At 38.8% G+C, this 19,368-nt stretch carries 16 protein-coding genes and 2 riboswitches; of the genes, 14 read left to right on the top strand and 2 right to left on the bottom strand.

From position 1 onward, the window contains the following. Positions 1–170: 170 nt before the first annotated feature. The 3 genes from NC799_RS12010 (at position 171) to NC799_RS12000 (ending at position 1,529) form a co-directional block, all read left to right on the top strand. Positions 171–482, top strand: a complete 312-nt coding sequence (locus NC799_RS12010) for a DUF1806 family protein (protein WP_272446688.1) — start codon at positions 171–173, stop codon at positions 480–482. A gap of 24 nt (positions 483–506) precedes the next feature. Further along, positions 507–1,202: a PIG-L family deacetylase gene (locus tag NC799_RS12005; protein WP_272446687.1), complete on the top strand. Its 696-nt coding sequence runs from the start codon at positions 507–509 to the stop codon at positions 1,200–1,202. Positions 1,203–1,394: 192 nt separating this feature from the next. Next, positions 1,395–1,529 carry a hypothetical protein gene (locus NC799_RS12000; protein ID WP_272446686.1) on the top strand — a complete coding sequence of 45 codons (135 nt, stop codon included), beginning with the start codon at positions 1,395–1,397 and terminating at the stop codon, positions 1,527–1,529. Positions 1,530–1,666: 137 nt separating this feature from the next. Here the strand turns inward: NC799_RS12000 and NC799_RS11995 are convergent, their stop codons facing one another. Both NC799_RS11995 and NC799_RS11990 read right to left on the bottom strand, forming a co-directional pair. Then, on the bottom strand, positions 1,667–2,362 hold the full coding sequence (locus tag NC799_RS11995; RefSeq protein ID WP_272446685.1) for a YetF domain-containing protein: 696 nt from the start codon (positions 2,360–2,362) through the stop codon (positions 1,667–1,669). 239 nt (positions 2,363–2,601) lie between these two features. After that, on the bottom strand, positions 2,602–4,467 hold the full coding sequence (locus tag NC799_RS11990) for a sialate O-acetylesterase (protein ID WP_272446684.1): 1,866 nt from the start codon (positions 4,465–4,467) through the stop codon (positions 2,602–2,604). Between the two features lie 228 nt (positions 4,468–4,695). Here NC799_RS11990 and NC799_RS11985 point away from each other — a divergent pair, with 228 nt between their 5' ends. The 11 genes from NC799_RS11985 to cysI all read left to right on the top strand — a co-directional run bounded on the left by NC799_RS11985 (position 4,696) and on the right by cysI (position 19,336). Continuing rightward, a complete protein-coding gene (locus tag NC799_RS11985) occupies positions 4,696–5,901 on the top strand; it encodes an iron-containing alcohol dehydrogenase (RefSeq protein WP_272446683.1) in 1,206 nt (401 codons plus the stop codon). 210 nt (positions 5,902–6,111) lie between these two features. After that, on the top strand, positions 6,112–6,405 hold the full coding sequence (locus tag NC799_RS11980) for a hypothetical protein (RefSeq protein ID WP_272446682.1): 294 nt from the start codon (positions 6,112–6,114) through the stop codon (positions 6,403–6,405). Positions 6,406–6,565: 160 nt separating this feature from the next. Further along, the gene (locus tag NC799_RS11975) at positions 6,566–7,822 is read left to right on the top strand and encodes a sensor histidine kinase (RefSeq protein WP_272446681.1); all 1,257 of its coding nucleotides are present in this window, start codon (positions 6,566–6,568) and stop codon (positions 7,820–7,822) included. Between the two features lie 193 nt (positions 7,823–8,015). Next, positions 8,016–9,275: an ATP-binding protein gene (locus NC799_RS11970; protein ID WP_272446680.1), complete on the top strand. Its 1,260-nt coding sequence runs from the start codon at positions 8,016–8,018 to the stop codon at positions 9,273–9,275. A 148-nt stretch (positions 9,276–9,423) separates the two neighbouring features. Then, positions 9,424–9,502, top strand: a riboswitch (ZMP/ZTP riboswitch). A 144-nt stretch (positions 9,503–9,646) separates the two neighbouring features. Further along, positions 9,647–10,843, top strand: a complete 1,197-nt coding sequence (locus NC799_RS11965) for a phosphoglycerate dehydrogenase (protein WP_272446679.1) — start codon at positions 9,647–9,649, stop codon at positions 10,841–10,843. A 175-nt stretch (positions 10,844–11,018) separates the two neighbouring features. Beyond that, positions 11,019–11,127: riboswitch (SAM riboswitch) on the top strand. Between the two features lie 151 nt (positions 11,128–11,278). Beyond that, positions 11,279–12,397, top strand: coding sequence for a methionine biosynthesis PLP-dependent protein (locus NC799_RS11960; RefSeq protein WP_272446678.1), 1,119 nt, complete (start codon positions 11,279–11,281; stop codon positions 12,395–12,397). Next, complete coding sequence (gene metC, locus NC799_RS11955; protein WP_272446677.1) at positions 12,394–13,578, top strand: cystathionine beta-lyase; 1,185 nt, start codon at positions 12,394–12,396, stop codon at positions 13,576–13,578. Before NC799_RS11960 ends, metC begins: the two co-directional genes overlap by 4 nt. Positions 13,579–13,651: 73 nt before the next feature. Further along, positions 13,652–14,752: a 5-methyltetrahydropteroyltriglutamate--homocysteine S-methyltransferase gene (locus NC799_RS11950; protein WP_272446676.1), complete on the top strand. Its 1,101-nt coding sequence runs from the start codon at positions 13,652–13,654 to the stop codon at positions 14,750–14,752. Positions 14,753–14,849: 97 nt separating this feature from the next. Then, positions 14,850–15,581 (top strand): phosphoadenylyl-sulfate reductase, encoded by a 732-nt coding sequence (locus tag NC799_RS11945; protein WP_272446675.1) that lies wholly within the window; start codon positions 14,850–14,852, stop codon positions 15,579–15,581. 136 nt (positions 15,582–15,717) lie between these two features. Next, entirely contained in the window at positions 15,718–17,568 is a 1,851-nt protein-coding gene (locus NC799_RS11940) for an assimilatory sulfite reductase (NADPH) flavoprotein subunit (RefSeq protein WP_272446674.1), read from the top strand. A 40-nt stretch (positions 17,569–17,608) separates the two neighbouring features. Then, complete coding sequence (gene cysI / locus NC799_RS11935; protein ID WP_272446673.1) at positions 17,609–19,336, top strand: assimilatory sulfite reductase (NADPH) hemoprotein subunit; 1,728 nt, start codon at positions 17,609–17,611, stop codon at positions 19,334–19,336. The last annotated feature ends 32 nt before the right edge of the window (positions 19,337–19,368 follow it).

The following is a 19,368-nucleotide window of genomic DNA, read 5'->3' as shown; positions in this document are numbered from 1 at the left end:
TAGCAAAAAGTGAATCATCACTGGAAAAATTTCGAAAAACAGGTCAATATTTAACCACTTGCTGCTTACTGTTGACCCTGAACCGAACAATGGTAATCTAAGTCTAATATGAACAAAACAATGCCAAGCTGGGTTTAATTAACTAAACAAACTAAAGGGTGGGGAAGCAATTGGAGGAACTACGACCAGACCGACTACTTAATAAACTTAACCAATGGAAGGGGCGACCTATCTATATACATATGGAAATAAATCCTGGTGGTTATTTTCGCAACGGTAAAGCAATGTTAGACGAGGTCCATGTGAAAGGTGATACGGCCTATCGTGTCTTTTTGGAACTTGATCAAAAATCGTCTCTTATTCATGTCGATTACGTGACGCATATGCAAGTATTAGATGACTTAGTCGTCGTAACTGGCTACGATGAGCACGGCCGACTTGCTCGTACATTAGAAATTAGCACGCAACCGTTTCCACTATAAAGAAATTAGAAAGGATTGAAACCTATGGCAACTATTTTAGCAGTTTTTGCACACCCTGATGATGAAACATTTATTTGTGGAGGAACGTTAGCAAAATATGCACATCTTGGCCATCAAGTGAAATTGGTATGTGCTACGAAAGGGGAAATGGGGAGGCGGATGGGCGTACCACCTATTGCAACCCGCGAGACAATTGCTAGTATTAGAGAGAAGGAATTAGAAGAGGCGTGTAAAGCTTTAAATATAGATGATTTACGGTTTTTAGGAATACGGGACAAGCTAGTCGAGATTCAAGATTTGGAAACGTTAATAAAAAGAGTGATTGAACAGATGAAGGACGTAAAACCTGATGCAGTTATCACCTTTCATGAAACACTAGGTGGACATCCTGACCATTGCTCCATTGGACTTGCAACCAAAAAGGCTTTTTACCGTTATTCAAAAAATCTGGGAAAGCCGATTAAACTATTTTATCTTTCAAGTGGTATGGTTGCAAACAAGCCAAAGGAATTTGGGCTTTCCGCTGAGCAGATGGTCCAAGTAAATGTTAACAACTATCTACCACATAAACTAAAAGCTTTCCGTGCCCACCGGACACAAACAGAAATGAACGACTGGTTATGGAAACGGGATGAAATCAGTCTTAGGAAATTTGCGAAATTTGAATATTTTATCCAAGCGCAATCGCCTTATCAGGAAGGGCTTGACACATTGTTATGAGGTTTCCGAAACTAATAAACGATGCTATTGACAATGTATAATACAAAAACAAGCATTTTGTAAGCGTAATCATCAAATCAATTACTAGTTATATTTACCTATTTTTTCCAAAGTGTAAAAAAATAACAGGATTTATTTCGAAAGTAGTGTATCCTTAAAATGGAAAGTTTATAAATAAGGAGAGGTGCAAGGATGGCAATTAAACTAGGTTTTCCACAGTGCGATATAAGTGGGGATGAAGATAAAGGACTTTCAATCCATCAAACGCCAGCAAACAAAAACAATGTAGACGTAGACAAAAGTGACAAAAAAGAAGAAACTAACTAAGATAAATCATTAAGAAAACGAAAAGGACAACCATTGGTGTATAGACGAATTGCCGTCTGAACCAGTGGTTGTCCTATGTCTACTCAAATCTGCTCGTAAATGGAGGTGGGCAAGGCGCGACTTGCACTTTTCTTAACTTATCGTTTTTCTTGTTTCTTATCAATAAAAAGAGATCCATCTTGCTGAACCTCGGCATAAAACACATTTTCAACAGAATCAATCTTTGCTTCCCTTAATTTGCTATATACCCAATCATCCGAAATATTTAGTTTAGATAAATTTTTGGTAAGAAGAATCCCGTCACTGATTACTTGTGTAGCAATTGGGAACTTTTTGTCATGATTTGGCAATAAATTCATATCACTTTTCGTTACGGTTTGTTTATTTTCCTTTTTCATCACAGACAGCTTACCGTTCGTTTCAAAGATCGCATAATCAACGTCAGCCATCGAGAATACATTTTGCTGGCGTAACATGGCACTTAAAGAATCGATGTCTAAACGACTTTTGCGTAAGGAGTTTTCGACTATTTTCCCTTCTTTAATTACAACAACAGGGTCACCAGTTGTTATTTTTCGAGCTAATTTTGACTTGATGTCAATCACATCCATTATTAAGGTAAATAGGCTCCAGCCAATGAGTGCAATTATACCATTTCGAATACTTAAATTTGCATTAACAACAAGATTCGCAGCGACAGAACCGATAGCAATAGCCGATACAAAGTTAAAAAAAGTAATTTGACTAATTTCTTTTCGTCCCATTATTCTGGCTAATGTAAATAAAGCGAAGAAAGTAAGTGCAATTCTTCCGATAAGTTCTCCAATTTCCAAATCTTTTTCCTCCATTTATCTTAGTTCAACACATTTATTTCTATTTATCTCCATTTTTATACCACTCTAGCCAAGTGTTTTCGCTGCAAAAAAGCCAACCGATTGTCAGATTGGCTTTTTTCACACTTGCATTATTAAAATTAAATCAGAGATAGCTAATGAAGATTCGCCTTAAGCTTTTAAGTAACTGCTAGGGGCCGTTCATTAGCTCGGGCCCGTGGAAAATGAAAAACCATGAATTAGTCCCAGCTAGTTTCAGTTGTGAAGGGTGATGCCGGTAACCCTTCTTTATTGTACAGGTTTGCATCGTCCGGATTGTCTGACCACCCATAGCGTACGTGAATAGGCTCTTTGACTTGGTCATTTTTTACAATTACTTTGTCTCCGTCAATAATCGCTGTTGCAGGTACGAATTGGTTGCTTCTTCCACAAATCATAAATGATCTGAGTTCACCATCTTGCGCTACCAAGCCACTTCCGACATGATCAAATGTAAGGTAAATAGCATCTTTAAATAGTTGTTTTTCGCGGTAGATTGGTCCACTGAAAATCAAATCTTCTCCGTAGACTTTAGTTAAAGCAGCTAATGCAAGTCTTTGACCAACTGTCTTTTTGTCTTGCGGATGTAAATCATTATGCTCACCAGCGTCGATTGTTACAGCCATTGCGGTATTAGGAATCGAAAGCGAGAGGCGTTGTTCTTCCCGTAGTTTTGCCCAGTTACTTTGGTCCGGGTTTGTCACGCCAGTGTCAAAATTCGGAAGCTGTGTAAAAAGAAATGGAAGGTCAAAAAGATTAAATGTATCACGCCAATCGTTAACCAATTCTTCGAAAAGTTTACGATATCCGTTAGGTTCATGTGCGTTTGATTCTCCCTGGTACCACAGCACACCTTTTATACAGTAGTTAGCTAGCGGTGCAATCATTCCGTTATACATTCCAGCAGGCTTATAGATGAAGAATGTTGATCCAGTTAGCGCTTCCATTTCGGCTCCGATTTTGTAATGCCAAACACCATCTAGGGCAATCTCTAGATTTTCCCATATCAGCTTATAAGGCATGTTTTTAATAAATTCAATGGTTGATTGCGTGCTAATCACGCGGACAGTTATCGTGTTTCTGCCGGGTTTCAATAAGCCTTTTGGAATCATATATCGTCTAGGTGGATAACGATAGGCAGTACTACCTATTAAGGTACCATTAATAAATGTTTCATCTGCATCAACAATCGTACCGAGCTTAAGAAGCACCTCTTCATCGTTCATACCGGTCGGGATATGAAAATTTTTCGTAAACCAGACAGCCCCTCGTAACTGTTCAAGTTTAGTACCTTTAAACGAGTCAGGTATTTCCAACTGACTCCAATCAGCTGGATTGAAAATTTCCTCATGCCACTTTTCTTTTTTTCCGATATCCTTAGCATCCAATCGTTTATACCAGTCTGCTTGCCTTTTTTCGTCACGAAGCTTTGTTTCCTCAATAAAGGAATCATCTTTACATTGATCAATCGTTGCATCATATCCGCCAAGTTTACGTAATGATGCCTCGCTCATCCATGCCTCGATTGGTGTTCCGCCGACAGCTGTTTGGATTAAGCCTATTGGTACTCCATACTTATCATAAATCTTTTTTGCGAAAAAGTATCCGACTGCACTAATGCTTGATAGGCTCTCTTGGGTTGCCTTCACCCAGTTTCCACCCTCAACTTTTTCCGCTGGCTGGTGAAAATTATACACTTGAGGAACCGAAAACTGGCGGATGAACGTGTTGTTTATCTGATTTAGTTCCTCATCAAACAAATCACGGGTCCGCTCCAAAGGAAGTTGCATGTTTGATTGGCCACCGAGCAACCAGATATCGCCAACTAAGATGTCTTGAAGCACAATTTTTTCCGCATCTGTTGTTATTTCCATTTGATAAGGTCCACCAGCAGCTTGTTCTTTTAATTCTATGTACCATTCTCCATTGCTATTTGCGATAGTCTCGAAATTGTTATTAAGAAAAGATAGATGCACCATTTGAGAAGGGCTCGCTTGCCCTGATATCGTAAGCTTTTGATTCCGTTGAAGGACCATACCATTACTAAAAATACTAGATAATTCCATCTGTCTCCCACCTCTCCCAAAAATAAAATAACTCGCTTTTATCATACTACAAAATTTAAATAACAGAGGACGTTTGCCCAAAGTTTGTTCTTTTATGTCACAAAGGTGGATACAGCGTAGTGTGAGTAATTGTCAATGAAGGAGCGAATCATCGACAAAATGTGAAAATGGTAACCAAATGGAAAGTGAAACCCCAAAACGCAATCGCTTTCAAAAGAGTTGTTTTAAATGGGTCAACGTACTATTATTAAGAAAGGAGGGGAAACGTATATGCAAAATTTTGTGTTTGATAATAAGACGAAAATAATTTTTGGCAAAGATACAGAACAAACAGTTGGTCAAGAATCAGTTAGTTATGGCAATAAGCTTCTGCTACATTATGGTGGTGGAAGCATCAAAGAAAGTGGCTTATATGACACGGTTATTGATTCTCTAAAAGCAGAAGGAATTGAAATTTTTGAACTTGGTGGGGTAAAGCCAAATCCGAGAATCAGTCTTGTTCGTGAAGGTGTTAATCTTTGCAAAGAAAATGATATCGATTTCATCCTTGCGGTTGGTGGCGGTAGTGTGATTGACTCAGCGAAGGCAATTGCAGCTGGAGTAAAATATGAAGGTGATGCCTGGGACTTTTTTACAGGAAAAGCAGTAGTAGAGGACTGCTTACCAATTGGTGTTGTCTTGACGATACCTGCTGCGGGTAGTGAATCAAGTGCCGGAACTGTTGTGACCAATGAAGACGGCTGGTACAAGCGTGCATTCGGTGATATTAAATTAAGGCCGCAATTTGCCATTATGAATCCAGTACTAACCTACTCATTACCACCTTATCAAACAGCAGCTGGAATCACAGATATGATGGCTCACATTTTAGAACGCTATTTTACAAACGATAAACACGTAGAGTTAACAGATCGTCTATGTGAAGCTACACTTCGAACTATTATTAATAATGCCCATACCGTTTTAGAAGATCCAACTAATTATGATACGAGGGCAGAAATTATGTGGTCAGGAACAATTGCACATAATGATTTGCTAAATACAGGAAGAACTGGTGATTGGGCGAGTCATGATATCGAACATGAACTAAGTGGTATTTATGACATTACTCACGGCGCAGGCCTTGCAATTATTTTCCCGGCTTGGATGAAATATGTTTACAAGCATGATATTAATCGTTTCGTTCAATTTGCCAACCGTGTTTGGGATGTTGAAATTGACCTGAATAATCCAGAAAAAACTGCATTAGCAGGGATTAAGAAATTAGAAGAATTTTTTAAATCAATTGGTATGCCAACGACCCTTCGAGATGCCGAAATTGACGATGAACATTTTTCTGACATGGCGAAAAAAGCAGTTGAAAAAGGCCAATTAGGTAACTTCGTCAAGCTCTGCGCAGACGCGGTCGAACGAATTTATCGGATTGCGATGTAATCTATAAGGACAGTTTTTGCAGCCTAATCGGTGTAGGAACTGTCTTTTTTTACTTTTATGAATTCGCCCGAAAGTCCAAATCCTTCGTAATCTTCACACTGATACCGTGTTTTCACACCCAAGTTACAACTTAAGCCACCGCTACTTATTGAATAGGCTGGGTGTATTTTGCAGAAGATATGCAGGTAAACTTTATTGGGAGGAATTTTCATGCCTATTCAAAATGACCAAGAGATCAAGCAACTCTTTGAATTGTCGCAGCAACTAGAACAGTCTGCTCAAGCAGCTGTTAATCATGCAAACACAGAAGAAATCCAACAGTTGCAACAAAAATTACGCGAAACGCAACATGACATTCAAGCAGCACGAGGTAAGGCAATTAATGGTAGTGGAACTTCAACGGAACCATTGACAGAAGCTCAAATGCGTGTCGAAGAAACACAGCATCGAATCGAGCGGGCACTCATTAATATTGAAGCACAACGAGATAACGTACAACCATAACAAAAGGGACAGGGACCGTTGTTCGTCCAAAAGATGAAGGACAAGCACCTGTCCCTGCGCTTTTCTAAAAATTTCAATAAATAGGGGTAAATTGGATAATTTCTTGTGATATAATGTGCATAAAATATCGGTTTATGTTACTTCACGGGAGATTGAGACAATGCTTACCTTCGAAAATTACCTATTTGAATTATTAATTATCTTAGTTCCAATCTTTATTTTTTTTACATATATTTTTAAAAATAATCAATCAAAAACCAATCTTCTAATGTTAGGATTGCTTTGTGCTTTGTCAGTTATTTTAACTATGTCTTTTTCTTCCAGATTACCATCTGGTATCATTTTCGACTTGCGCCATATTCCGTGGCTAATTGCTTTCCTTTATGGTAGTAACTGGGTCGGTGCGTTTATCGCAGTTTTAATAGTCCTTTTACGGGCCACTATAGGATTCGATGCTGGATTACTCGTTGCTTTATTTGTTACTCTCATAGCAAGTATAGGTATTACATTTGTAATCGGTAAATATCGAGCAAGTAGCTTCTATCAAAGACTTGCCCTTTCTGCATTATTCACTGTCGTAAATAACCTATTAGTTATAGTCGGGATTGTACTTGTGATAGACAAATCCAACTTAAACCAGCTAACCTCTTCTCTTTCCTACTTTGTGGTTGCTAATTTGTTCACGACATTACTAGTTATTTACATAATTGAGACATTACTAGAAAAGGAAAGGAATAAGGTTCAACTCCAACAATCGGAAAGAGTTAAATTAATTGGCGAAATGGCAGCATCGGTAGCCCATGAAATTAAAAATCCGTTAACCGTTGTGATGGGTTTTACACAAATTTTAAAGGGTGATAAAAATTTGACAGCACGTCAGTTGAGCTCATTAGAGTTAATTGATTCTGAGTTAAAACGTGCTGAAACAATTATCTACGATTACTTGTCATTTGCGAAATCAAAGCCAGTAGAAGTAGAAAAGTTAAATATAATGGAGGTTGTCAACAACGTTGTTGAGGTTACAAAGTATCATGCACAGTTATTTAGTGTTGTTCTTAAAAATGAAACACATGGCAACTATTGCGTGAAAGCTAACCGAAGTGAGTTGACCCAAGTTTTTTTAAATATAGTCAAAAATGGCATCGAAGCAATTGAAAAAGATGGCGAAATAACGATTAATTTTAGAATACTAGGAAGATATATTGAGATTAATATAATCGATAACGGAAAAGGAATGAGTGAAAAAGAAGTTAGTCTCCTTGGTATTCCTTATCATTCGACAAAGGAGCACGGAACTGGTTTAGGAATGATGGTTTGTTATAAAATAATTAATAGTTTAAAAGGGGAGCTGAATGTTAGAAGTAAACAGGGGGTGGGGACAACCTTCTCAATTGTTTTACCGCTCGCAGGTAAGTAGAATTAACTTTTTTCAAAAAATAAGAGTAAAAAAATCAAGAGCTTTTCTTATTAACTTGATAGACTAGTAAATTTTGGTACTTCTGAATTAGGGCAATGACTTTCGGCTCGTTTTTTGGGCTTGGCTACTAATTAACCTATCTTCCTTTATGCTATAATTTTGGGTAACGTCAGATATGATGGAGCGACACACTATGTTTAACTTTGAAAATTACTTGTTTGCACTGTTAGTAATATTAATACCAGTTTTTATCTACTTTTCTTTTTTTTACAAAAAATATCCTACCAAAGTTAACTACTACATCATTGGTTTCCTTTGTGCAATTGCTATCATTATATCAATGTCCTATCCGTTTAACCTTGCTACAGGGCATGTTTACGACATGAGAACTATTCCATGGCTTATTGCGTTTTTGTATGGTGGACGGAAGATGGGGTTATTTGCTACACTCGTCATTTTCATTTACCGGGCGAGGATTGGGATCGATGAAGGCTTCCTGATAACAATAATTGCTTTTTCGTTGTCGGCGGTAATAGTAAGCTTGTTTATCAAAAAATATGAACGGGTGGAATTGCGTGAAAAGTTAAAAATAAGTGTTCTCCTAACGCTTTTTTCCGTTTCTTTAATCGTTATCGGATTGCTTAGTTTTATCAGAAAGGTTAGTTATACTGAAATACCAATGTTTATCACCTATTTCTTCGTCTCAAACCTCCTTACGATTGTGTTAGTCGTCTATATTGTCGAGACTTTAATGGAGAAGGAAAGAAACAGGGTTCAAATTCAGCAAGCTGAAAGGGTAAAACTAATTGGTGAGATGGCAGCATCTGTTGCCCACGAAATAAAAAACCCTTTGACGATTGTGATGGGTTTTACTCAAATTCTAAAGGGTGATAAGAATTTAACCGAGAAACAACATAGCTCGTTACAATTAATTGATTCAGAGTTGAATAGAGCCCAAAAGATTATTTACGACTATTTATCGTTAGCGAAAACGAACGAAAAAGATTTCGAGCGGTTAAATTGTGTGGAAGTAATTGAAAATGTTATAGATGTAACCAAGTACCATGCCCAGATTAGTGGAGTGGAAATTATAAATCAAACGAATGGAAACTTTATCGTCCGTGCCAATCGCAATGAATTAACTCAAGTTTTTTTAAATATGATAAAAAATGCAGTCGAATCGATTGATGGAAGCGGACAGGTTATTGTCAGCACCCAACAAGTCGGGAAATATTTACAAGTTACAATTATCGATAATGGAAAAGGAATGGATGAAGAAGACGTTAATAGCCTAGGAACTCCCTACTTTACTACTAAAGAAAATGGAACCGGATTAGGGATGATGGTTTGTTTTAAGATTATTGATAGTTTGAAAGGTGAAATTAACGTTACTAGTATAAAAGGAGAAGGCACGACCTTCAAGATAACATTACCACTAGCAGACGAAGAATAACTAAAAAACACGAACATTAAATGATTATTCAGGATAAATATTCAGTTTCCGCTTGATTTTAAAACGAGCTTTTGCTATATTAATGATAGATTCATTGACAGGGGACATAACTTGTCCTAAGATTACCTTATTCAAAAAAATTAGAGACAATACTATGTGTAACTGGCGAAACGCGGATAACCGCGGGGGAGCACATAGTGTCGTAGCCGTTCGCCTGGGCAGAGGTAAGGGAGATACCCTTGCCTCTTTTTGTTAAAGGCTAAGAAAGTATAAAAAGCTCCGAGAGCAGTCTAGCTCCAGGCACTTTTCTTATCCGAGAGCTGTCTATCGCAGGGTGCATCTAAATGATAAAAGAATTAGGGGGAATAATTATGAGTACAATCACGTTAGATAAAAAGCAAATGATCAAAACGTTAAACAATATTTCAGAAAATGGTCTAAAAGTTTTTGATGATAACTATCAAATTGATAACAATAGTGAAAACCCAGATGCTATCGTCGTCCGTAGTTTTCACATGCATGACTTAACCTTTGGTGACGAGTTAAAAGCAATTGCGCGAGCTGGTGCAGGTGTTAACAATATCCCGGTAGAAAAGTGCACCGAGCAAGGAATTGTTGTCTTCAATACCCCTGGTGCAAATGCAAATGCTGTAAAGGAATTAGTTCTGACCACTATCATGGCATCTTCCCGTAATCTATTTGATGGAGTAGCGTGGGCAAAAGCTTTGGATAACGAAACTGAAGATCTTTCCAAACTTGTCGAAGCAGGTAAAAAACAGTTCGTTGGTACAGAAGCAAAAGGTAAAACACTTGGTGTAATTGGATTAGGAGCAATTGGTGCACTAGTTGCCAATGACGCGCTAAACCTTGGTATGGACGTGATTGGATTCGACCCGTTTATTTCCGTTGATACTGCCTGGAATTTATCACGCAATGTTAAGCGTGCGGCTACGATTGATGAATTGTTTCAACATTCCGATTACATTACTGTTCACGTCCCATTAACAGATGACACGAAAGGAATGTTTAATTCAGGTTCATTCAGTCTAATGAAACAAGGGGTCCAAATTTTGAATTTTTCACGTGGTGAGCTTGTCAATGAAAAAGACATGTCTCAAGCGCTTGAAGAGGGGACTGTTGCTCGGTATATAACAGACTTTCCGAATGCGAATGTGTTAAAAATGAAAAATGTAATTCCGATTCCACACCTTGGTGCTTCTACAAAGGAATCGGAGGATAATTGTGCTGTAATGGCTGCTCGCCAAATCAAAGATTATTTAGAAACAGGCAATATCAAGAACTCGGTCAACTTCCCCAATGCGAGCCTTCCTTATACCGGGAAAAAACGTGTTGCTACTTTTCATCAAAACGTTCCAAACATGGTTGGTCAAATGTCATCAGCTATCTCAAGTTTTGATTTGAACATTGCTGACATGGTAAACAGGAGCCGTGGTGAGTATGCTTATACGATGATTGATATTGAAAATGACGTCAATGGAGATATTATCCCTAACTTAGAACGAAAAATAAGTCAAATCGAAGGTGTTGTTACAACAAGAATCATCTAAATGATAGGGGTGCTTGACAGTTCTCCCCCTATCTAAATTAACTTGACTAATACTAAAATTAAAAAATATTAAAAAAAATACTTGTAATAAATGCCAAATTACATTACACTAATCACAGGTTATAAAAGAACTACTAAAACTAAATAATATAATGAATAAATATTACTATATTTATTTCTTATCATGAGAGATGGAGGGATTTGGCCCTGTGAAGTCTCAGCAACCAGCCGATGTTAGGCATGGTGCTAATTCCAATAGGTTTACTAAAACCTAAAAGATAAGAAGAGCGCTTGGACTAAACTGTTAAAGGCCATCTTCTTAGATGGCCTTTTTTGTCTATGATAAAAGCTGCTGGATGTGGATAACAATTTGCCAGCCATGTCCATTCTGCGCCTCCGCTTTTGATTTTTATAAATTCAGGGAAGGGTGAGCAACTTGACAGAACATAGGTTAGAAACAAGACTGGCTCAACTTGGGAATCATAGTGACCGAGTAACTGGTGCTGTTAGTACCCCGATTTACTTATCAACAGCCTATCAACATGAAGGGTTGGGTCAGTCGACAGGTTATGACTATACCCGAACGAAAAATCCAACACGTGCAGTACTAGAGGACGGGATTGCAAATCTTGAGAATGGGGATGCTGGATTTGCTTGCAGCTCAGGAATGGCTGCTATTCAGTTAGTTTTATCCTTATTTCGTTCAGGTGATGAAATTGTCGTTGCTGAAGATGTGTACGGTGGTACGTACCGGTTACTTGCCTATTACAGCGAACAGTATCAAATAAAGCCAATGTACACTTCGATGAACACAATTGCTGAAACAGAACGTGCGATTACTGCACATACGAAAGCTATTTTAATAGAAACTCCAACAAATCCTTTAATGCAGGAAATTGACATTGAACAGGTTGCTCAAGTCGCCAAAAAACATAACTTATTACTAATCGTTGATAACACGTTTTTAACACCCTACTTTCAGCAACCTGTCCAACTAGGTGCGGATATTGTCATTCACAGTGCAACGAAATATATTGGTGGACACAATGATGTATTAGCAGGTTTAGTCGTTGCGAAGGGGAAAGAACTTTGTAATCGACTAGCGACCTTGCACAATGCATCGGGCGCAGTCTTATCACCACTAGACGCTTGGTTATTGATTCGAGGGTTAAAAACATTACCACTACGATTACGAAAGCACCAGGAAAATGCCGAAGCAATCGTTACCTACTTAAACGATGAGCCGAAAGTTACCGATGTGCTCTATCCCGGTAGAGGTGGAATGCTCTCGTTTCGACTACAAGAAGGTGGCTGGGTAAATGACTTTTTACAACATTTAAAGTTGATTACATTTGCCGAAAGTTTAGGGGGAGTCGAAAGCTTTATTACCTACCCGGCAACACAGACCCATGCAGACATTCCGGAAGAGGAGCGAACCAAACGCGGAATTTGCAATCGCCTATTACGGTTTTCTGTTGGGATTGAACACGAGGAAGATTTACTTGCAGATCTAAAGCAAGCATTTGAGAAACTTGGAAGAGAGGCAGCGGAATGAGTACAACTAACAACCAAATCGAGACGAAGTTAATTCATACAGCAACAAAAGCAAGTCCTGATAACCAAACCGGTGCTGTTAATGTTCCAATCTACTTGTCATCAACATTTCATCAAGATAACTTTGATGAATATGGTGCATATGATTATAGTCGCTCTGGGAATCCAACGAGACAAGCGCTTGAAAAAACTATTGCAGAATTAGAAGGTGGTACGGATGGTTTTGCCTTTTCATCTGGAATGTCTGCCATCACTTCTGCGTTTATGCTCGTTTCGGCTGGAGATCATGTCATCGTATCAGAAGACGTATACGGTGGGACTTATCGCTTTATTACATCGATTTTAAATAAGTTTAATATTAGTTACACGTTTGTTGATATGACAGATCTTGATGCTGTTGCACAAGCGGTTGAAGCGAACACCAAGGTAATCTATATCGAAACACCTTCCAATCCTCGCTTAGATATTACCGATATTGAGGGCGTTGTGAAAATTGCGAAGGCGAATGACTGTTTAACCTTTTTGGATAACACGTTCATGACACCTTTATATCAAAAGCCAATTGAGCTCGGTGTAGATGTCGTGTTACATAGTGCCACGAAATTTTTATCCGGTCATAGTGATATTATTGCAGGGTTAGCAGTTACGAAGGACAAACAGTTAGGAGACCAATTAGCCTTTATCCAGAATACATTTGGTTCGATTCTCGGTGCTCATGATTCCTATACGTTAATTCAAGGAATAAAAACGCTTGGAGCAAGGTTAAAACAATCAACAGAATCAGCATACAAGATTGCTAACTTCTTGCAATCGCAGTCGCTCGTTGAAGAAGTTTTCTACCCTGGGTTAACTAACCATAAAGGCCATCCGATCCACGTAAGGCAAACGAGTGGAGATGGAGCTGTATTATCCTTTACGTTACCTAATGTAGACGTAACGAAGACATTTGTTGAGCACATGAAGATACCAGTATTTGCGGTAAGCCTTGGTGCTGTCGAATCAATTTTGTCGTATCCTGCCAAAATGTCACATGCAGCAATGCCAAAAGAAGAAAGGGAAAAACGCGGAATTACTGATGGATTACTAAGGTTATCAGTTGGCCTTGAGCATGTCGATGACTTAATTGCTGATATCGAGCAAGCACTTATTGAAGCTAGTAAACAAGTAAAAGTGATTAGATAATACGAGATATTACAATAAATGCATCCGAAAACTTGATGAAAATAAACTAACAAACGAAAGTGGGAGACCAATAATGTCAGTAACAATAACAAAAGCACCATTCAAAGCAGATCACGTAGGAAGCTTGCTTCGTCCAGAAAGAATTCATCTTGCACGAAAACAATTTGCTGATGGTACGATTAGTGCAACCGAATTACATGAAATCGAAACAGAAGAAATCAAACGAATTGTTGACAAGCAAGTGGAGATTGGATTAGAGGCAGTGACGGATGGGGAATTTAGACGTAAGTTTTGGCATACTGATTTCTTAGAGCATTTAAACGGTGTGGAAGGATACGTTCCGGAACAAGGTTTCCAGTTTAAAGGTGAAGAGACGGAGCGGTACGATGTTCGAGTAAACGGAAAAGTGTCGTTTAACCCAAACCATCCACAACTAAAAGATTTCGAGGAATTCAAGGAAATCGTTGGTGGCCGGGCAGTCCCAAAACTAACGATTCCTAGTCCGAATCAATTGTTTAATAAAGGTATTCGTGACGAATCAATTTACCCTGATATTGAGGAATTCGCAAAGGATGTCATTCAAACGTATCGTGATGCGCTGCAAGCTTTTTATAATGCGGGTGTCAGATATTTGCAGTTTGACGATGTTTATATTGCAGGTCTTTCATCTCCTGATATCCCGTTTAATGACGGAAAGTATTCAAGGGATAAATTAATTGACCTTGCTCTTCGCGTCATTAATGGAGTGTTAGAAGGTAAGCCGGAAGATTTAGTTGTAACAACACACCTTTGCCGTGGAAATTACCGTTCTAATTGGGCTTTTGAAGGAAGCTACGACTTAATCGCACCTACATTATTCGCCAAAGAAAAAGTAGACGGATTTTTCTTAGAATATGATGATGAACGATCTGGTGGATTTAAGCCACTGAACCATATTCCTCTTGGTGGACCGAAAGTCGTGCTTGGTGTCTTTACTTCCAAGTTCGGTGAATTAGAAGATAAAGAAGCAATCAAAGCCCGGGTAGAAGAAGCTAGTAAATATGTACCGCTTGAACAAATATGCATCAGCCCACAATGTGGCTTTGCATCCACGCATCACGGCAATAAATTAACGGAAGAAGAGCAATGGCAGAAATTAAAATATATTGTTGATGTGGCAAATGAAATTTTATAAGCTATAATAGTAGTAATATAGATTTTCCGGGTAGATACCTTCTATCCGGATTGCTTAGATTTTATAACGTAAGGCTTTTATATGTAAGGAGGAAATTATGAATACTAATATACTTCAATACAGCAACTTCACTGGTGATCCGTTCTCTGGGTGGAACCCAACGGATACGACCAAAGGAGCTGCACACGTAATCGATTGGGCATACCAAACGTACGGCGACGATATTGTCTATGCTTGTAGCTTCGGTGCAGAAGGAATTGTTTTGATCGATTTAATTGCACAGGCAAAAGAAGATGCGTCGATTGTCTTCTTAGATACTGGACTACATTTTCCAGAGACGTATGAATTAATCGAAAAGGTAAAAATAAGATATCCAAAACTTCAAATCGAAATGAAACAGCCAGAGCTGTCGGTTGAAGAACAGGCTAACCAGCTTGGCTCGGCACTTTGGAAACGTGATGCTAATCAATGCTGTTATATAAGAAAAATCAAACCACTCGAGGATGCGTTAAGTGGTGCGACAGCTTGGATTTCAGGTTTACGCAGAGAGCAATCACCAACTAGAAGCAAGACCAATTTCGTCAATAAAGATGAACGATTCGAGTCTGTCAAGGTATGTCCACTTATTCACTGGACATGGGACGATGTATGGGATTATATTAAGCAAAATGAGTTGGACTACAATGACTTACACGACCGGAATTATCCGAGCATTGGTTGTATTCCGTGTACTTCCCCGGTAGCGGATGGCGGGGACAGTCGTAATGGTCGCTGGCAAGGACTGAATAAAACCGAATGTGGCTTGCACACACCAAGTAATAGCCGATAAGGTGTATCCTACCAATTAAGGGATTTATTTTTTGGGATTAATTCCGAGTATTTCACTTGATATTATTGGTTTTTAATCAATTTAGTGATATAGTTTTGATAAAACAACGAAAATTCTTTGTATGGGGGTGTTGTCTTTGCAATTACAAGTGAAGAATAGTCCTTTTAGTCAAGAACAAGTGGAGCTTCTTAACCAATTGTTACCAACATTAACAGAGAACCAAAAGATTTGGTTAAGTGGTTTTCTATCTATTCCTGTTCAATTGACTGATGGACAACAAATCATTACACCGGACAACTCGCTTCAAGATGCATTGGAGCAAGAGTCTGAAAGTAAACAAGAAGCACAGGTGGAAACGAGAGAGATTACCATTTTATATGGTACAGATACAGGGAACTCCCAAGCACTTGCCGAGGAATATTTTGAAAAACTAAAAATTGACAATTTTAAAGTTTCTGTTTCGGTAATGGATGACTTTAAACCAAAGTCAATAAAAAATGTTCAAGATTTATTAATTATTACAAGCACAGATGGTGATGGTGACCCACCGGACAATGCGATTTCTTTTCACGAATTTTTACACAGCAAACGAGCACCAAAACTCGAGGGTGTACGATATTCTGTATTAGCATTAGGTGACAGTTCCTATGAATTCTTCTGTCAGACTGGAATCGATTTTGATCAACGTTTAGAAGAGTTAGGTGCAGAACGATTGTATCCAAGAATGGATTGTGACCTCGATTTTGAAGAGCCAGCGCAAGAATGGTTTAAGGGTGTATTAAGCAAACTAAATGAATCAAAAAGTGGACCTGCGAGTCGTGAGGCAACCCTTAAACAAGCAGAAGTCTTCACTGACCAACCAAAGTACTCTAAGAAAAACCCGTTTAAAGCAGAAATCTTAGAGGCTATTAATCTTAATGGTCGTGGTTCGAACAAGGAAACAATTCATCTAGAATTAGATTTAGAAGGATCGAATTTAAGTTTTGAGCCGGGGGATAGTCTTGGTATTATTCCAGAAAACAATCCAGATCTAGTACGTGAATTAATTGAGGAAATGGGTTGGAATCCGGATGAATCAGTACCAATTAATAAAGAAGGTGACTTGCTTTCGTTGCGCGAAGCATTAACCTCTCACTTTGAAATTACGACATTAACGAAGCCGTTATTAGAGAAGGCTGCTGGTTTAACGACTGATGAGAAATTACGAGCGTTAATAGCTAGTGACCGAGATGAAATCAATGCCTACTTAGAAGGGCGCGACTTGTTAGATTTGGTTCGTGATTTTGGACCTTGGAAGGTAACGGCACAAGACTTTATTCAAATTTTGCGTAAGTTGCCATCAAGACTTTATTCGATTGCAAGTAGTTTAAAGGCAAACCCTGACGAAGTACACTTAACCGTTGGCACTGTTCGCTATCTAGCACATGGTCGGGAACGAATTGGTGTTTGCTCCGGACAAATAGCTGAAAGAACTAAGGTTGGTGAGTATCTATTAGTCTATGTTCAAAAGAATGATAGCTTCCGCCCTCCGGAAAACCCTGAAACACCAGTCATTATGATTGGTGCTGGTACAGGTGTTGCGCCATACCGCTCCTTCTTAGAAGAGCGTGAGGAATTAGAAGCCCAAGGTGAATCATGGCTGTTCTTTGGTGACCAGCACTTCACAACAGACTTCCTGTATCAAACCGAGTGGCAAAAGTGGTTGCAAGATGGTGTGCTTACGAAAATGGATGTTGCTTTTTCACGGGATACCGAGAAAAAGATTTATGTGCAACACCGGATGCTTGAGAAGAGTAAAGAGCTATATCAATGGTTAGAAAAAGGTGCTTACGTGTACGTTTGTGGCGATGAGAAACATATGGCTAAAGATGTTCATGAAACACTGCTAACGATTATTGAACAAGAAGGAAATAAAACAAGAGAAGAAGCAGAAGCATTGATCACGGATATGCGAAAAGCAAAACGTTATCAACGTGATGTGTATTAAGACTAAGATCGATAGTTCGATAGAAAGGGAGTTTTTTAATATGTCGAAGAAGAGATTTCCATATGAAGCAGGCCCGCCCGATGCTGCCGAGAAACTGAAGGAAGAAAGTAATTACCTTCGTGGGACGCTAGAAGAAAGTTTTCAAGATCCGATAACTGCCTCGATACCGGACGATCAAACGAAAATTTTAAAATTCCACGGAAGTTATATGCAAGATGACCGTGATTTGCGTAATGAGCGGAGAAAACAGAAATTAGAACCTGCTTATCAATTTATGATTCGCGTTCGCTTACCTGCTGGAGTAGCGACACCTGCACAATGGTTAACGATGGATGAATTAAGTGAAACATATGGGAACAGTACAATGAAGTTAACGACACGTCAGACATTCCAATTGCATGGTATCTTGAAGTGGAACATGAAAAAAACAATCCAAGCAATGGATCAAGTGCTGTTAGATACGATTGCTGCTTGTGGCGATGTTAACAGAAATGTGATGTGTAACGTGAATCCTTCACAATCCAATGTGCACGCTGAGGTTAGTGAATACGCTAAGCAAATTAGTGACCATCTTCTTCCAAGCACAAGGGCATATCATGAAATTTGGCTTGATGAAGAAAAGGTAGTTGACAGTCAAGAGGTGATTGAACCAATTTACGGTGATCTATATTTACCACGGAAGTTTAAGATTGGTGTAGCGGTTCCACCATCTAACGATATTGATGTTTATTCGCAAGATATTGGCTTCATTGCAATAATAGAGAATGAGGAATTAGTTGGCTTTAACGTTGTTGTTGGTGGTGGAATGGGAAGCACTCACGGGGAAACAGACACGTATCCACAGGTTGGGAAGCTGATTGGCTTCTGCCCGAAAGACAAAATGGTCGATGTTGCTGAGAAAATTTTAACAATACAACGTGATTACGGAAACCGTTCCAATCGGAAAAATGCACGTTTTAAATACACAGTTGACCGTCTAGGCAAAGAATGGGTACTAAACGAGCTAAATAATCGGTTAGGCTATGAGTTAGAAGAAGCGCGTGACTTCTATTTTGAGAGTAATGGCGATCGCTATGGTTGGGTGAAGGGTCACAATGGTAAGTGGCATCTGACGTTATTTATTCAAAATGGCCGGGTAGTTGATACAGAAACGTACAAGTTAAAAACAGCTTTGCGGGAAATTGCGAACATTCATACTGGTGATTTCCGCATGACTCCAAATCAAAATTTAATTATTGCCAATGTTACAAGCTACATGAAGCCGAAAATTCAGAAGCTTGTTGATGAATATGGGTTAACGGATGGAAAAGAAAATTCTGCATTACGTAGAAATTCAATGGCATGTGTAGCCTTTCCAACATGTGGATTAGCGATGGCTGAATCTGAGCGTTATTTACCATCATTGATTGATAAAATGGATGAGATTTTAGACGAAGCAGGTTTGCGTGAACAAGAAATCACGATTCGAATGACAGGATGTCCGAATGGATGCGCTCGTCCAGCTTTAGCTGAAATTGCGTTTATTGGAAAAGCGCCAGGAAAGTACAACATGTATTTAGGTGCAAGCTTCACAGGTGACCGTTTAAACAAAATGTATCGTGAAAATATTGGCGAAGACGAGATATTGGCAGAATTACGCCCAATTCTTTTACGCTATGCGAAAGAACGAGAAGAGAACGAACATTTTGGTGACTTTGTCATTCGCGCAGGTTACGTAGATAAAGTGGAAGATGGCCGAGAATTTCATAAAGAGTCAACAAAAGCATAAATGAGTGAAAGAATCGATGCAGATTCAGAACT

Origin of the sequence: Aquibacillus salsiterrae, assembly GCF_028416595.1 — a bacterium.
Lineage (GTDB): Bacteria > Bacillota > Bacilli > Bacillales > Amphibacillaceae > Aquibacillus_A > Aquibacillus_A salsiterrae.
Note: the sequence above shows the minus strand (reverse complement) of the source record. Positions and strands in the feature narration are given on the sequence as shown.

What these genes read in the sequence shown, in the direction of transcription:
- NC799_RS12005 (WP_272446687.1), top strand. Translation starts at nt 507, where the DNA reads ATGGCAACTATTTTAGCAGTTTTTGCACACCCTGATGATGAAACATTT.
- NC799_RS12000 (WP_272446686.1), top strand. Translation starts at nt 1,395, where the DNA reads ATGGCAATTAAACTAGGTTTTCCACAGTGCGATATAAGTGGGGATGAA.
- NC799_RS11990 (WP_272446684.1), bottom strand. Translation starts at nt 4,467, where the DNA reads ATGGAATTATCTAGTATTTTTAGTAATGGTATGGTCCTTCAACGGAAT.
- NC799_RS11985 (WP_272446683.1), top strand. Translation starts at nt 4,696, where the DNA reads ATGGGTCAACGTACTATTATTAAGAAAGGAGGGGAAACGTATATGCAA.
- NC799_RS11980 (WP_272446682.1), top strand. Translation starts at nt 6,112, where the DNA reads ATGCCTATTCAAAATGACCAAGAGATCAAGCAACTCTTTGAATTGTCG.
- NC799_RS11975 (WP_272446681.1), top strand. Translation starts at nt 6,566, where the DNA reads ATGCTTACCTTCGAAAATTACCTATTTGAATTATTAATTATCTTAGTT.
- NC799_RS11970 (WP_272446680.1), top strand. Translation starts at nt 8,016, where the DNA reads ATGTTTAACTTTGAAAATTACTTGTTTGCACTGTTAGTAATATTAATA.
- NC799_RS11965 (WP_272446679.1), top strand. Translation starts at nt 9,647, where the DNA reads ATGAGTACAATCACGTTAGATAAAAAGCAAATGATCAAAACGTTAAAC.
- metC (WP_272446677.1), top strand. Translation starts at nt 12,394, where the DNA reads ATGAGTACAACTAACAACCAAATCGAGACGAAGTTAATTCATACAGCA.
- NC799_RS11950 (WP_272446676.1), top strand. Translation starts at nt 13,652, where the DNA reads ATGTCAGTAACAATAACAAAAGCACCATTCAAAGCAGATCACGTAGGA.
- NC799_RS11945 (WP_272446675.1), top strand. Translation starts at nt 14,850, where the DNA reads ATGAATACTAATATACTTCAATACAGCAACTTCACTGGTGATCCGTTC.
- cysI (WP_272446673.1), top strand. Translation starts at nt 17,609, where the DNA reads ATGTCGAAGAAGAGATTTCCATATGAAGCAGGCCCGCCCGATGCTGCC.